The organism is Ruegeria sp. G2, from assembly GCF_056533505.1.
This window is the reverse complement of record NZ_JBQFON010000001.1, coordinates 196,412-210,001: the sequence shown is the minus strand read 5'-3', so window position 1 is coordinate 210,001 and position 13,590 is coordinate 196,412. Positions and strand designations below refer to the sequence as shown.

15 protein-coding genes are annotated in these 13,590 nt (G+C 58.1%); 8 read left to right on the top strand and 7 right to left on the bottom strand.

The genetic code is table 11. The annotated features are described in order from the left end of the window. The first annotated feature begins 156 nt into the window (after positions 1–156). Genes ACR0DU_RS01045 through ACR0DU_RS01030 form a run of 4 tightly spaced genes read left to right on the top strand, consistent with a single transcriptional unit; the run spans position 157 to position 3,636 of the window. Positions 157–858, top strand: coding sequence for a glutathione S-transferase family protein (locus tag ACR0DU_RS01045; RefSeq protein ID WP_480871992.1), 702 nt, complete (start codon positions 157–159; stop codon positions 856–858). Position 859: 1 nt separating this feature from the next. After that, positions 860–2,233 carry an L-serine ammonia-lyase gene (locus ACR0DU_RS01040; RefSeq protein ID WP_010439206.1) on the top strand — a complete coding sequence of 458 codons (1,374 nt, stop codon included), beginning with the start codon at positions 860–862 and terminating at the stop codon, positions 2,231–2,233. Positions 2,234–2,259: 26 nt separating this feature from the next. After that, complete coding sequence (locus tag ACR0DU_RS01035; protein ID WP_480871990.1) at positions 2,260–2,676, top strand: GFA family protein; 417 nt, start codon at positions 2,260–2,262, stop codon at positions 2,674–2,676. 45 nt (positions 2,677–2,721) lie between these two features. After that, positions 2,722–3,636 carry a DMT family transporter gene (locus ACR0DU_RS01030; protein WP_010439202.1) on the top strand — a complete coding sequence of 305 codons (915 nt, stop codon included), beginning with the start codon at positions 2,722–2,724 and terminating at the stop codon, positions 3,634–3,636. On the opposite strand, the gene ACR0DU_RS01025 is transcribed toward ACR0DU_RS01030, so the two are convergent. Beyond that, the gene (locus ACR0DU_RS01025; RefSeq protein ID WP_170779109.1) at positions 3,581–4,288 is read right to left on the bottom strand and encodes a thiamine diphosphokinase; all 708 of its coding nucleotides are present in this window, start codon (positions 4,286–4,288) and stop codon (positions 3,581–3,583) included. The two genes, ACR0DU_RS01030 and ACR0DU_RS01025, sit on opposite strands and share 56 nt — an antisense overlap. 120 nt (positions 4,289–4,408) lie before the next feature. On the opposite strand from ACR0DU_RS01025, the gene ACR0DU_RS01020 reads away from it, so the two are divergent. Continuing rightward, the gene (locus tag ACR0DU_RS01020) at positions 4,409–6,121 is read left to right on the top strand and encodes a hypothetical protein (protein WP_480871988.1); all 1,713 of its coding nucleotides are present in this window, start codon (positions 4,409–4,411) and stop codon (positions 6,119–6,121) included. Between the two features lie 225 nt (positions 6,122–6,346). Here ACR0DU_RS01020 and ACR0DU_RS01015 read toward each other — a convergent pair whose 3' ends face one another. From ACR0DU_RS01015 to nthA, 6 genes are all read right to left on the bottom strand, one after another. Then, positions 6,347–6,616 carry a hypothetical protein gene (locus ACR0DU_RS01015; RefSeq protein WP_010439195.1) on the bottom strand — a complete coding sequence of 90 codons (270 nt, stop codon included), beginning with the start codon at positions 6,614–6,616 and terminating at the stop codon, positions 6,347–6,349. A 390-nt stretch (positions 6,617–7,006) separates the two neighbouring features. Beyond that, a complete protein-coding gene (locus ACR0DU_RS01010) occupies positions 7,007–7,249 on the bottom strand; it encodes a DUF2842 domain-containing protein (protein ID WP_010439193.1) in 243 nt (80 codons plus the stop codon). After that, positions 7,249–8,541 carry an adenylosuccinate synthase gene (locus ACR0DU_RS01005; RefSeq protein WP_010439192.1) on the bottom strand — a complete coding sequence of 431 codons (1,293 nt, stop codon included), beginning with the start codon at positions 8,539–8,541 and terminating at the stop codon, positions 7,249–7,251. The genes ACR0DU_RS01010 and ACR0DU_RS01005 overlap by 1 nt, the downstream gene beginning before the upstream one ends. A gap of 220 nt (positions 8,542–8,761) precedes the next feature. Further along, positions 8,762–9,091, bottom strand: coding sequence for a nitrile hydratase accessory protein (locus ACR0DU_RS01000; protein ID WP_480871985.1), 330 nt, complete (start codon positions 9,089–9,091; stop codon positions 8,762–8,764). Further along, positions 9,088–9,765 carry a nitrile hydratase subunit beta gene (nthB, locus tag ACR0DU_RS00995; RefSeq protein WP_480871984.1) on the bottom strand — a complete coding sequence of 226 codons (678 nt, stop codon included), beginning with the start codon at positions 9,763–9,765 and terminating at the stop codon, positions 9,088–9,090. The genes ACR0DU_RS01000 and nthB overlap by 4 nt, the downstream gene beginning before the upstream one ends. Next, positions 9,762–10,376, bottom strand: a complete 615-nt coding sequence (gene nthA, locus ACR0DU_RS00990) for a nitrile hydratase subunit alpha (protein ID WP_480871983.1) — start codon at positions 10,374–10,376, stop codon at positions 9,762–9,764. Before nthA ends, nthB begins: the two co-directional genes overlap by 4 nt. Before the next feature lie 151 nt (positions 10,377–10,527). Between nthA and secG the strand changes: the two genes are divergently transcribed. The 3 genes from secG to ACR0DU_RS00975 all read left to right on the top strand — a co-directional run bounded on the left by secG (position 10,528) and on the right by ACR0DU_RS00975 (position 13,579). Continuing rightward, positions 10,528–10,896, top strand: coding sequence for a preprotein translocase subunit SecG (gene secG, locus ACR0DU_RS00985; protein ID WP_480872729.1), 369 nt, complete (start codon positions 10,528–10,530; stop codon positions 10,894–10,896). 160 nt (positions 10,897–11,056) lie between these two features. Continuing rightward, complete coding sequence (locus ACR0DU_RS00980; protein WP_010439182.1) at positions 11,057–12,700, top strand: CTP synthase; 1,644 nt, start codon at positions 11,057–11,059, stop codon at positions 12,698–12,700. 102 nt (positions 12,701–12,802) lie between these two features. Next, entirely contained in the window at positions 12,803–13,579 is a 777-nt protein-coding gene (locus ACR0DU_RS00975) for an isocitrate lyase/PEP mutase family protein (RefSeq protein WP_480871982.1), read from the top strand. Positions 13,580–13,590 lie beyond the last annotated feature (11 nt).

The window sequence follows — 13,590 nt, the reverse complement described above, 5'->3', positions numbered from 1 at the left end:
CTCAGAATATTGACGGACTTATAGGGAATGCCCCGCGCAACTGCGAGAGGCAATTCACTCGATCGCAGCGCTAACTTAACACTTAACGACGAGTTTCCTATAGGAAACGTCGTAATCGATCACTATACTGGTCGCCAGACACTCTAGAAAGACGTCATGGAATCGACTTATCGCCTTCACTATGCCCCCGACAATGCCTCGCTGATAATCCGATTGGCATTGGAAGAGATGGGCTTGACGTATGAGACGGCGCTGGTCGATCGCACACGTAACGCACAAGACAGTGCCGCTTATCGGGCACTGAATCCCAATGGGCTGATTCCCGTATTGGAAACACCACAAGGACCAATTTTCGAGACAGCCGCAATCCTGTTGTGGCTGGCCGACACGCACCGACAGATGGCCCCCGCGCCCGAAAGCACCGATCGGGCGGCGTTTCTGAAATGGCTGTTCTTTGCCTCAAACACGTTGCATGCCGATCTGCGCATCCTGTTCTACGCTGAGAAATACATTGACGCAGCACAGGCTGAAGCGTTGCGTGCCGGTATTCGCCCCAGATTGCGCCAGCATCTGAAGCGGCTGGATGATTTGGCCCAAGACGCGCCCGATTGGTTCAACACGCAGGTGCCCTCGGCCCTGACCGTCTATGTCGCCTGCATGATGCGCTGGATGGCGCTTTATCCCGCCAAGGCTGACCGCAGTTGGTATCAACTGGCCGATACACCCTATTTGCAAAAGATACTGCATCAACTCGAATTTCGCCCGGCAACCCGATCGGTCATCGCCGCCGAGGGTTTGGGGGCGACGCCGTTCACATCTCCAACCTACGCCACCCCTCCAGAAGGCTCAGCTACCTGACATGTTTCTCTCAGTTTTCGATATGTTCAAAGTGGGCATTGGCCCATCGTCGTCACACACCATGGGCCCTATGGTTGCCGCCGCACGGTTTCTTGATCTGATGCGTGCATCACCGTTTGAATTTGCGGGGTTGCGCGGCTCATTGCATGGATCGCTTGCTTTCACCGGCGTCGGCCACGCGACTGACCGCGCTACGATCCTTGGTCTCGCCGGGTTCGTGCCCGACACGTATGACAACGATAAGGCCGAGGCCGCGCTGACGCAGATTTCCGATACGCATACGGTAACCCCAGAAGGGTTGCCTACGCTAAGCTTCGATCCTAAGGCCGATCTGATATTTGACTACGACAACAATCTGCCCGGCCACGCCAACGGCATGATCCTGATGGCCACTGACGCACAAGGCGATGTCATATTGCGTCAGGTCTATTATTCCATTGGTGGCGGCTTTGTCCTGACCGAAGAAGAACTGGCCGAAGGCAAGGCAACCGACGAAGGTGCGCCTGTGCCCTTCCCGTTCAAATCCGCGGCGGAAATGCTGCAGATGGCCAAGGACAACGGCAAAAGCATCGCTCAGATGAAGCGCGAAAATGAAATCGCGCGCGGTTGCGCGGATAGCTTTGCCAAAGGCACGGCACGTCTTTGGCAGGTCATGAATGACTGTATCGAGCGCGGCTTGAAAACCGATGGCATCCTGCCCGGTGGCCTTAGCGTGCGCCGCCGCGCCAAGGGGATCCACGATGCCCTGCTGGCCGAACGCGGCATGAACCTGAACGCGCCGCATACGATAAACGACTGGATGAGCGTCTATGCGATGGCCGTGAACGAGGAAAACGCCGCCGGAGGTCAAGTTGTCACCGCCCCCACCAATGGCGCGGCAGGCGTGCTGCCTTCAGTCTTGCGTTATTACCTCGATCATGTCCCCGGCGCGTCCGAAAGCCATGTCGAGGATTTCCTGCTCACCGCGGCCGCCATCGGCGGTCTGGTCAAGTTCAATGCCTCAATCTCGGGCGCCGAGGCGGGCTGTCAGGCAGAGGTCGGAAGTGCCTCGGCCATGGCTGCCGCCGGCATGTGCGCTGTGATGGGTGGTACGCCCGAGCAGGTGGAGAACGCCGCCGAGATCGCGCTCGAACATCACCTCGGCATGACATGCGACCCAGTCGCGGGCTTGGTGCAGGTGCCTTGTATCGAACGCAATGGCCTTGGCGCGATCAAGGCCGTTTCGGCAGCGTCACTCGCGCTGCGCGGTGACGGTAAGCACTTCATGCCCCTGGACGCAGCCATTGAAACCATGCGCCAGACCGGCGAGGATATGCACGCGAAGTACAAGGAAACCTCATTGGGCGGGCTGGCCGTCAACGTGCCGAACTGCTGATCTGACAGCAAGAAAGAGCGGGTGACATGCGTGGACATTGCCTATGCGGCAAGATCGGATACGAGGTTGACCCTCCGGTTCTGTCCTGTGTCACCTGCCATTGCGATAGCTGCCGTCGCCAATGCGCGGCCCCTATGACCACCTATTTCGGGGTGCGCGACGGCAATTGGCGCTGGACCGGAGAACAACCGAAAAGGTTTAACTCTTCTCCCGGGGTCGAGCGCAGTTTTTGCCCCAATTGCGGTACGCCTATATCCTTTCGGTCTACCGTGATGTCGAATGTGATGCACCTCTATGTGGCGACGCTAGAAAACCCTGAGGCGCTAATCCCGACTCTGCATGTCGCGCACGAGGAAAAGCTAAGCTGGCTGCAGCTTGGTGATGGCCTGCCCACCTGCATCGGCCCGGATTACACCAAAGTCCAACCCCTGTCCGACACCTGAGATCAGAGCTTCCCCCTCTGCCGCGAAAACGCTAGCGTCGCGCACATGACTCAGGATCGTCCCGTTTTTGGCATCGTATTGATGCTCGGCTTTTGCGTGCTCGCTCCGCTTGGTGACGGGATGGCGAAGCTGTTGGGCGAAACCATTGCTCTGGGTTTGTTGGTTCTGGTGCGGTTCGGCGTGCAAGCGATGATCCTGATCCCGCTCATCGCTGTAACCGGCAAGCCATGGCGGATGACACCAAGGGTCCTGCGTCTGACGATGGTCCGTACGCTGCTGCACATTGTTGGGATCGCGGCGATGTTTACAGCGCTGCAATATATGCCGCTGGCCGATACTGTCGCCATTGCTTTTGTGATGCCGTTTATCATGCTGCTGCTGGGCAAGTACGTTCTTGGCGAACAAGTCGGCCCGCGCCGCCTGATTGCCTGTGTCGTGGGTTTCATCGGCACTTTGCTCGTCATCCAACCTAGCTTTGCGCAGGTTGGTGCTCCTGCGTTGTTGCCATTGATTGTCGCCGTGGTCTTTGCTCTGTTCATGCTGGTCACACGCCAGATCGCCAAAGAAACAGACCCGGTTGCGCTGCAAGCGGTTTCGGGGGCTATGGCGACAGCTCTCTTGCTGCCGATCGTCTATGTGGGCTCTCAGGCTGGCCTGCCCGCCATGTCATTGACGATGCCCAAGGGTGAAACGCTTTGGCTGCTGCTGGGCATCGGCGTGCTGGGCACTGTGGCACATCTTCTGATGACGTGGTCGCTGCGCTATGCACCGTCCGCGACCCTCGCTCCGATGCAATATCTTGAAATTCCCGTCGCCACCCTGATCGGCTGGTTGATTTTCCACGACCTGCCCAACGGGCTGGCGGCGATCGGCATCGGCATCACCATCTCCGCGGGGCTTTATGTCATCCTGCACGAGCGGGCCAATGCCCGGTCTGGCCCGACAGAAACGCCTGCATGACCTGATCCAACGCGGTGCGCGGCAGGATCGCCAGCAGACCAGGCGCGTCCACCTCAAGTGCAATTGCACCCAGCGCCCGGTTCGAGGTTCCGACCCGCCCGTCCGGTTCAAGCACCAAATCGTTGATCGGCCATTCAAGCCCATCGCTGCGCCCGGTCACCCGTCGCAAAGGGAACAGAGAAACGGTATCTCCGGCAGTCAATTCCAGCCGGATCTGGGGAGGCGCGTGAAACACTATCTCGCGTGCCCCTAACAGGATACAGGGCCGGTCCTGCAAACGAACGAGCGTATTGAACGCGACCAACTGATGATCAACCCGAGCGCCCAGAAATCCCGCTGCCAGGACGACCGGGGCACTGACATTTCGAAGGGCTTTGTCGAAATCGGTGCTGTTCTGTTCGGATATTGGATGCAACCGATCAGCCGGTATCTGCGCGCGATGGCTGGATGAAAGCGAATCGAAATCGCCGATCACCGCATCCGGAATTCGCCCCGAATCAATCAACGCGGCAGCGCCCCCATCCGCTGCAACAGCGCTTTTGACGCGATTCAGGACCAGACTCACATCTTCAGATGTGATTTCCCCCCCGCCAAACAGACCGATTGGCATTTCAGCCTGAACAATCACCCCAGATTCCACAAGATTGACCATAATTCCCGGTTTTGGACATAATGAAACCACAAAATGGTAGCTTCATGACTAGAGTTTCGAGTCGATTGCTGCTGCTGTGTCTGGCGATCGGCCTGGTAGTTTGTAAAGGACATGCGTCTGATGGTACAGAACAACAAGGTACTTACCGTTTCCTACGGAACCTTTTCATGCACGCTCGAAGGCTTCGACGATTCATTTGAAACGATGAAAGCCATAGCCGAGTATTTCCGGGATCTCGCGGCGGACGACCGCTATTTTGGTTCTGAGCCCCCTCAGCCCGATGCCGAGATGCTGACCCGCATAGCCCAGCGCGATGTCGCACGAAAGGTAGAAGCCAGTCAGAACGACAGCGGTCTGCTGCTACGCGCGACCGAGACCGACGCCCCTGCAGTACCGACCCCCGCTGCAGTCGCGAGTGCGCCTGAGCCTGCACCTGTTCAGACCACCGATGTTGTTCCCCCCGCCCCTGCGCCCGTCGCGGCACAATCCGCTGCTGCAGTGGACAACCCAGCGGCGGACAGTATTGCGGCCAAACTCCAGCGCATCCGAGCTGTGGTTTCGCATTCCGAAGAAGTCTCCCCCGGCTATTCAGAGGACGAAGACTCCAGCTATCTTCAGCCGGTGAAGCCAAAGGTTGATGCCATCTCTGCCGCCTTTGAAGCAGGCGCACTGGATCCCGCCGACTTGCAGGAAACAGAAGAGAATACCCTCCCTGCGCCCGAAACCGAGCTGACTGCCGAACCGGAACATGTCGACGAGTTAGCCGAAGCACAGGCCGACGAGGCGGCTCATGTTACGGAACCAGAAAGCTCAGACGAATTGGTTGAAGAGACCTCAGATGAAACGGTTGATGAGACCTCCGACGATCTAAGTGCATTGGTCGCTACCGCAGAATCGGCGGATGAAGCTGAAGAAATCGAAGCGTCGGAACCTGCCACAGCTGATGTAACGGAAAACGACGTTCTGTTTTCTGATCTGGATGATGAGGCCCCCGAAGTCGAGGAAGAAAACCCATCAAACATTCTAGGCGATGAATCCAGCAGCGTTGCCGTTGAGGCATTGACCGGAATCGAGCACGGCATCATCTCGGTCGAGGAAGAAGCGCTTTTGTTGGATGAGATCGCGCTTGTTGAATCCGAACTCGAAGCAATTTCTGAAGCTGACGTGCCCAGTATTTCCGGACCAGATGAGGACGTCTCGCGCCTAATGGACGAAGCAGATGTTCAGCTGGACGATCCCGCTACCAGCGATCAGCGTGAAACCTACTCGCACTTGCGCGCTGCGGTCGCCGCGACCGAGGCCGAACGCGAAGCCGTAGGCGACAAGACAAAGACACCCGAAGATGATTTTCGCGGCGATCTGGCCTCAGTCGTCAATCCACGTCGTCCCGCGGTTGAAGTCACCAGCCAGCGCCCGACCCCAGAATCGGCCGCCCCCTTGAAGCTGGTTGCCGAACAGCGCATCGATACCGAAAATGCCGATACTGGCCCTGTTACGCCGCGCCGGATCACTTCAACTGATGAAGACACGGGTGAAGAAGAAGGCGGATTTGCCACTTTCGCACAGGAACAGGGCGCCCAGTCGCTGCCTGATCTGCTTGAAGCTGCAGCTGCCTATCTGTCCTTTATCGAAGGTCAAGAGCAGTTCTCGCGCCCGCAACTTATGAACAAGGTCCGCTCGCTTAAGCAAGATGCGTTTAATCGCGAAGAAAGCCTGCGCTCCTTCGGTCAGTTGCTTCGTGATGGCAAGATCGAGAAAGCCGGAGGTGGTCGATTCGCCGCCTCAACCGAAATCGGCTTCCGCCCCAATGACGACGAACGCGCTGCGGGCTAGGTCCCAGCGAATCCATTACCCCCCTCGAGTCGTAGTAGGGCCAGAGGATACTCTGGCCCTAATTCTTTTAATAGCGCGGCTTCGGCGCGACCAACCAGATTAGAATAATAAGGCCAACGCCACGTAGGGGTCGGTCAGGATCAGATCGATCAATTCACGTCCATCTTGAAACACAACATCCAGATGGCGGCACCCACCGGCGACGCTGATGCCAGGTCGTCATTTCTAGTTGGCTTGTGCCAGCGCCTCCCACTGTAACTCTGAACCATAACCAAAGCCGCCAATGTTTCCTATTGCGGTGACACTCCATCGATCGTTCAGAGCACGACTGTAGCGCGCTCCAACCAACGGGTCAGTCCAAGTTTGATCCGCGCTGAATGTGCGAACCAGCACCGTGGTTGAGACATCAAGATCCCAATGGCGCAGCCCGGCAATCGCTTCCAGCCGCGACTGTTCATCTTCATAAACCGCGAAACCGGCCCCCAGCGATGTCATGGTGCCCTCAAGCTCTCAACTGGCGGCGTTGTTAGATGGTCCGATGGAAACATAGTCTCTTAGGTTCAGGTAGTTGAACTCGCATCCAATGGACCAACGGCCATTCCGGGCCTCGCCTACAATCAGAATTGCCCCCTTTGAAATATTGAAGATCGAGGTATCCCCGTTCACCGGCGGGTTCTGCCCCACTTCAAGGGAGGTCCTGAATTCCAGCCCCCCAAAAAGGGTGCAACCGTGTAGCTCCAGTCTCCAGCCTGAGCGCCGTATGCGACACAAGACGCGGCGAACGCCGCGAAAAGCCCTTTGTTCATGCCCTAACCGCCCTTACCTGCAACGCGTTTAAGCTACAGTCAGCGTGCCTCGCGAATGACGCACCGGCAGTCGGAAAGTCTAATTTTGATCCTGATCTGGGTCTTCTTTACCCACACCACGAAAGACAAACTTGAAGGGTAATGCCCATAGAATGCCCAACGCGACATAGACCAAAAGCTCCAACCAGATTGGCGGGCGGTCCAGCCAGTTCACGATAGTCACAACCGCAACGATATAGACTGGCAACCCGACCAGCAGCAGTACCAGAGACCAGCGCCGCCGTGCTTTGTAGCTAAGGCCAGGCTTGTCGCTACCGCTCATCAGTCTGCAAACGGGTCGGTAACCAGAATGGTATCCTCCCGCTCCGGGCTGGTGGACAATAGGGCAACCGGGCAATCGATCAGTTCCTCGACCCGGCGCACATATTTGATTGCGTTGGCTGGCAGATCAGCCCAGCTACGTGCACCTTCGGTTGATTCGCTCCACCCCGGCATCTCTTCGTAGATAGGAGTGCATCGCGCCTGTTGGTCGGCGGCTGTCGGCAGATAGTCCAGACGTTTGCCATCCAGCTCGTATCCAACGCAGATTTTCAGTGTCTCGAACCCATCCAAAACATCCAATTTGGTCAGCGAAATGCCGTTCACACCGCTGGTCGCGCAGGTTTGGCGTACCAGACAGGCGTCGAACCACCCGCAGCGTCGCTTGCGACCCGTCGTCGTTCCGAATTCATGTCCCCGTTCGCCCAGACGCTGGCCATCTGCATCATCCAACTCAGTCGGGAAAGGCCCCTCACCCACGCGGGTCGTGTAAGCCTTGACGATGCCCAGAACGAAGTCGATCGAGCCCGGTCCGATTCCGACGCCCGTTGAGGCCTGGCCTGCAATCACATTCGACGATGTCACAAACGGATAGGTCCCGAAATCAATATCCAGCAACGCGCCCTGCGCGCCTTCGAACAGGATACGCTTGCCAGCCTTGCGCTTCTCATTCAGCACCTTCCACACCGGTGCTGCGAAAGGCAAAATCTGCGGCGCGATCTCTTTCAGCTGCGCGATCAACGCGTCCCGATCAATCGGATCAAGCCCCAAACCATTGCGCAGCGCGTTGTGATGGACCAGCGCCCGATCCACCCGGAGCGCCAGCGTTGCGTCATCGGCCAGGTCAGCCACCCGAATTACGCGACGCCCGACCTTGTCTTCATAACACGGACCGATCCCGCGACCGGTTGTCCCGATCTTGGCGACTGAATTCTGGCTCTCGCGCGCACGATCTAACTCGCCATGGAACGGCAGGATCAGTGGGGTGTTTTCGGCGATCATCAACGTCTCTGGCGTGATATCGACGCCTTGTGCACGGATTGTTCCGATCTCTTTGATCAGGTGCCACGGATCAAGAACAACACCATTGCCGATCACACTCAGCTTGCCGCCGCGCACCACGCCCGAAGGCAGCGCGTGCAGTTTGTATACCTCGCCCTCAATGACCAGTGTGTGCCCGGCATTATGTCCACCCTGAAAACGCGCGATCACGTCTGCACGCTCGCTGAGCCAGTCGACAATCTTGCCTTTTCCTTCGTCACCCCACTGGGCGCCGACAACAACCACATTGGCCATATCCGGTCCTTTTGCGCTGAATATTCAAACCCGGCTCATATAGCGGGGCACAGACGGCAGGGAAACCGATATTTCGCCGCAGATGCAAATCACGCTGCGCGCGATGCTTTCGGCGGAGGTAGATATGGCCAGATGAAGAGCGGAAGCCCTGCTTCATCTGGCTTTAAATATCCCGGGGGAGTCGCCCGGACGGGCGGCGGGGGCAGCGCCCCTTCTGCTTTTAGCGCAAGTGTACGGGGTGACCATGGGGTGTTGTCAGATAGGCCTCTTCCCATGCATTGCGAAGATCCTGGACATCATCAGTGGGTGCTTCTCCCTGCTCAGCCAGCAGCGCCTCCAAGGTCTCCAACCAAGCGTGAAAGTAATCGTCACCACCATCCAGTTCTTTTTTGAGACCGTTCCGTTTCAAAGTAATGGAAAACCGCTCTGCCCAGTCCGACCAATCAAACCGGCCCGTTTCGTTCAAAGCTACGGTGACTGCAAAAACCTGCGCGTGCCAGGGCTCGGCGAAAATCGGATCCGGGGCCGATTGGGTGATACAATCGCTCATGCGGGTTCCAGATAAGATTGCCACAGATCCAATACGACTTCGTCTGACGGATGCTCAGGATTTGCCCAAAGCTCCGAGGTGGGAAACGCGACGGCGTAAAGCGGCTCAGGGGCCTCACCCAATTCATGGGCGTTGGAATCCGGCAGCACATGGGTGCCATGCAATCTGAGAATGCGACCCTTTGCGCCCGAGGCATAGGCCGGAAGTCGGGTGTGACCGCCCTCAACCAGGCGATTTGCGCTCTGGCCCAGAGTTCGGACGGCTTGCCCGGTTTCAAACTGAACTTCGACGTTCGACGGGCGATCCGCGGGTCCACCTTTGGCCAAAGCGTCCACAACTGCCTCAGCCTTCAGGGTGCGCTCTGCCAATGGATGGGCACCATCTCGGTCCACACCGCGCAAATCTTCAAGCGTCAGGACACCCTTATCGACCAAAAGATCGGCTAGACCGGATATCCACTTCTCATAGTAAGAAAACCGCGCGTAGTCTTTCGGAGACAGTTTTTCACGCGCGTGGCGTGAGACGTCGATATTCCATTGCCCCAGAAATCCCGCAGCGAGTGTTACCGCCAGCGCCCGACCGTGCCAGTCTTCCGCAAAGATCGGAGCGTCCTCAGCCTCCGGCACAACCGCGCCATCGCCAAAACGCCCTCCCATGTCATGAACCCGCGTCATGAAGGCACCTTGGGCAGCCCGGTGCCGATCATACTGTCGCGGGTTACCAGCGCGGCGAGTTCTTCCTCGCTCAGCCCCTCGCTCCCCTCCGGTCGCATCGGCAGGACAAGATAGCGAATCTCAGCGGTCGAGTCCCACACCCGTACGGATGTATCTTCGGGCAGCGTCACGCCAAATTCGGCCAGAACCTTGCGTGGTTCGCGTACGGCGCGGGCGCGGTAGGCATCGGATTTGTACCAGCCGGGGGGGATACCCAGCAGCGGCCACGGGTAACAGCTGCACAGAGTGCACACGACCATGTTGTGCTGCTCGGGCGTGTTTTCCACCACAACCATATGCTCACCCTGCCGCCCGTAATACCCCAGATCGGCCACGACCGAAGTGGCGTCTTCCAGCAGCGCGGCTTTGAAAGCAGGATCGCTCCAGGCTTTGGCAACAACACGCGCGCCGTTCTGAGGACCGATCTTGTTTTGATAAGTATCAATGATTTCATCCAAAGCGGCCGGATCGATCAGCCCATTGCGAGTCAGAATCGTTTCAAGCGCTTTGACGCGAAGCGCGGGTTCAGGGGGCAACAGGGCGTGCGGGTGGTCGTGATCATCATGTGGCATGGGGCGCAGCCTGCGCGACAGAACCGCACCCTGTCCAGTCTCTTTGGCGTGATATGAAACATCACTGCTCGTGATGCCAACTCGTGACTTGCCCCCGCTGGCAAACTTGCATAAGTACCACGCGATACACGCCACGCTGTACAGGACCACCATGGAAAACGTCGTTCTCATCATCCACCTTCTTCTGGCTTTGGGCCTGATTGTCGTTGTGCTGATGCAACGTTCCGAAGGCGGCGGCCTTGGCATGGGTGGCGGTGGTGGCGGGGCCATGACCGGCCGCGCGGCAGCGACCGCTCTGGGCAAGCTGACCTGGATCCTGGCTGCGTGTTTCATCGTAACCTCGATCACGCTGACGATTCTGGCCGCTCAGAAATCTTCGGGCAGCTCAGTAATTGATCGTTTGGGCGTACCTGCTCCGGTACCGGCTGAGGAAAGCGCTCCGACGGTTCCAACTGCGGATGAACTGCTGCCGCCAGCACAAGGCGACAACGCTCCGCTGATCCCGCAGGCTGCCGACTAAGCCACAAAACCTAGAAATTCATAGGGGAACTGCAACAGCATCTTGCGGTTCTCTTGCGCTATGTGCGCGAATCCTTTATATGTGAAGTCCCGTGATGCAGCGGTTTTTTGTAAGCCGCCGGGCAGCTGATAATGACGTCTCACGGGAGCAGCCGAACAACATGGCGCGTTTTATATTCATCACTGGTGGTGTGGTTTCATCCTTGGGCAAAGGACTGGCTTCGGCGGCTCTGGGCGCGCTGTTACAGGCCCGAGGGTATTCGGTGCGTCTGCGCAAGCTGGACCCCTACCTGAACGTTGATCCGGGCACGATGTCGCCGTTCGAACATGGCGAGGTGTTCGTCACTGATGACGGGGCCGAGACCGATCTGGACCTTGGCCACTATGAGCGATTCACCGGCGTGGCCGCACGCAAAACCGACTCGGTCAGCTCGGGACGGATTTATTCCAACGTGCTCGAGAAAGAGCGCCGTGGAGATTACCTCGGCAAAACCATTCAGGTGATCCCGCACGTCACCAATGAGATCAAGGACTTCATCGCCATTGGCGAGGATGAGGTTGATTTCATGCTCTGCGAAATTGGCGGAACCGTGGGTGATATCGAAGGCCTGCCCTTCTTTGAAGCCATCCGCCAGTTCAGCCAAGACAAGCCGCGCGGTCAGTGCCTTTTCATGCACCTGACGCTGCTGCCCTACATCAAAGCCTCGGGCGAACTGAAAACCAAACCGACCCAGCATTCGGTGAAAGAGCTGCGCTCGATCGGTCTTGCGCCTGACATTCTGGTGTGTCGCTCGGAAGGACCGATTCCGACGAAAGAACGCGAAAAGCTGGCCCTGTTCTGTAACGTCCGCCCCGATAGCGTTATTGCAGCGCAGGATCTGTCCACCATCTATGACGCCCCGCTGGCCTATCACCGCGAAGGTCTGGATCAGGCGGTTTTGGACGCGTTCCAGATCAGTCCTGCCCCCAAGCCCGATCTGGCCAAGTGGGAAGACGTCAGCGACCGCATTCACAACGCAGAGGGCGAAGTGAAGGTCGCGATCGTCGGCAAATACACGCAGTTGGAAGACGCTTATAAGTCGATCGCCGAGGCGTTGACGCATGGCGGCATGGCCAACCGGGTCAAGGTCAAGGTCGAATGGGTTGATGCCGAGGTGTTCGATACCGAAGACGCCGCCCCCCATCTCGAAGGTTTCCACGCCATCCTCGTCCCCGGAGGGTTTGGCGAACGCGGCACTGAAGGCAAGATCAAGGCTGCTCAATACGCCCGCGAGCACAAGGTGCCCTATCTGGGCATCTGTCTGGGCATGCAGATGGCGGTCATCGAAGCTGCACGCAATGCGGCGGGAATCACCGAAGCCGGGTCCGAGGAGTTCGACCACGAGGCCGGAAAAAAGCGTTTTGAGCCCGTTGTTTACCACCTCAAGGAATGGGTGCAGGGCAACCACAAGGTCGAGCGCAAAGTCGGTGATGACAAAGGTGGCACCATGCGTCTAGGCGCCTATAACGCCGTCCTGGCCGAAGGCTCCAAGGTCGCAGACGTCTATGGCAGCACCCAGATCGAGGAGCGCCACCGACACCGCTATGAAGTTGACATCAAGTACCGCGACAAGCTGGAAAAAGCCGGCCTGAACTTCTCGGGCATGTCCCCTGATGGCCGTCTGCCCGAGATCGTCGAATGGTCGGATCATCCATGGTTCATCGGCGTTCAGTACCACCCGGAACTGAAATCCAAACCCTTCGATCCGCACCCCCTGTTCCGCGAGTTCGTGCGCGCCGCAAAAGACACCTCGCGTCTGGTCTGATCACGGACCGATAACAGTATTGTACCCCTCGGCGCGAAATATCTTTACGCGCCGACCAGTTACACGGTTAACTGCCGCCATAGCAGCGACAGGAGACCGGCCATGACCAACCAGATTACCCAAGCAGAAACTTTTGCCGCACTGCATAAGAAGGGCGATCCGGTCATCCTTTACAATATCTGGGACCCCGGCAGCGCCACCGCTGTGCGCGATGCGGGGGCCAAGGCACTAGCGACCGGCAGTGCTCCGGTCGCGATGGCACAGGGGTTTTCGGATGGGCAGAACATCCCCTTTGATGCGGCGCTGGACAACGCCCGCCGCATTGTTGAGGCGGTCGATATCCCGGTTACGATGGACCTTGAAGGCGCCTATGCCGAAGATACTTTCGGTATATCGGCCAATGTCAAACGCGCGCTGGAAACCGGCGTTGTCGGCTTCAACTTCGAAGACCAAATTGTTGGTACTAAAGATCTTTATAACATTGAAACCCAAGCCGCGCGTGTCGCCGCAATGCGCGAAAGCTGTGACGTGGCCGGTGTTCCCGCCTTCATCAACGCACGCACTGACATCTTCCTCAAGGCCACTCCGGAAACGCATGACCAGGCGATGCTGGATGATGCCATGGCCCGCGCCAAAGCCTATGCCGATGCTGGGGCCAGCGGCTTCTTTGCGCCGGGCCTGAAAGACGAAGCGATGATTGGCCAGCTTTGCGAGGCCACCGACCTGCCGGTCAACATCATCGCCCTGCCCGGCACGCCGGATACGCCAACGCTTGCAAAACTCGGCGTGGCGCGGATCAGCTATGGCCCGGTGCCTTATCGGCAAATGATCGCTTGGCTGCAGGACAAAGCGCGCGAGGCACTGCAGACCAGCGGTTGATCCACTTTTAA

What these genes read in the sequence shown, in the direction of transcription:
- ACR0DU_RS01045 (WP_480871992.1), top strand. Translation starts at nt 157, where the DNA reads ATGGAATCGACTTATCGCCTTCACTATGCCCCCGACAATGCCTCGCTG.
- ACR0DU_RS01040 (WP_010439206.1), top strand. Translation starts at nt 860, where the DNA reads ATGTTTCTCTCAGTTTTCGATATGTTCAAAGTGGGCATTGGCCCATCG.
- ACR0DU_RS01035 (WP_480871990.1), top strand. Translation starts at nt 2,260, where the DNA reads ATGCGTGGACATTGCCTATGCGGCAAGATCGGATACGAGGTTGACCCT.
- ACR0DU_RS01030 (WP_010439202.1), top strand. Translation starts at nt 2,722, where the DNA reads ATGACTCAGGATCGTCCCGTTTTTGGCATCGTATTGATGCTCGGCTTT.
- ACR0DU_RS01025 (WP_170779109.1), bottom strand. Translation starts at nt 4,288, where the DNA reads ATGGTCAATCTTGTGGAATCTGGGGTGATTGTTCAGGCTGAAATGCCA.
- ACR0DU_RS01020 (WP_480871988.1), top strand. Translation starts at nt 4,409, where the DNA reads ATGGTACAGAACAACAAGGTACTTACCGTTTCCTACGGAACCTTTTCA.
- ACR0DU_RS01015 (WP_010439195.1), bottom strand. Translation starts at nt 6,616, where the DNA reads ATGACATCGCTGGGGGCCGGTTTCGCGGTTTATGAAGATGAACAGTCG.
- ACR0DU_RS01010 (WP_010439193.1), bottom strand. Translation starts at nt 7,249, where the DNA reads ATGAGCGGTAGCGACAAGCCTGGCCTTAGCTACAAAGCACGGCGGCGC.
- ACR0DU_RS01005 (WP_010439192.1), bottom strand. Translation starts at nt 8,541, where the DNA reads ATGGCCAATGTGGTTGTTGTCGGCGCCCAGTGGGGTGACGAAGGAAAA.
- ACR0DU_RS01000 (WP_480871985.1), bottom strand. Translation starts at nt 9,091, where the DNA reads ATGAGCGATTGTATCACCCAATCGGCCCCGGATCCGATTTTCGCCGAG.
- nthB (WP_480871984.1), bottom strand. Translation starts at nt 9,765, where the DNA reads ATGACGCGGGTTCATGACATGGGAGGGCGTTTTGGCGATGGCGCGGTT.
- nthA (WP_480871983.1), bottom strand. Translation starts at nt 10,376, where the DNA reads ATGCCACATGATGATCACGACCACCCGCACGCCCTGTTGCCCCCTGAA.
- secG (WP_480872729.1), top strand. Translation starts at nt 10,528, where the DNA reads ATGGAAAACGTCGTTCTCATCATCCACCTTCTTCTGGCTTTGGGCCTG.
- ACR0DU_RS00980 (WP_010439182.1), top strand. Translation starts at nt 11,057, where the DNA reads ATGGCGCGTTTTATATTCATCACTGGTGGTGTGGTTTCATCCTTGGGC.
- ACR0DU_RS00975 (WP_480871982.1), top strand. Translation starts at nt 12,803, where the DNA reads ATGACCAACCAGATTACCCAAGCAGAAACTTTTGCCGCACTGCATAAG.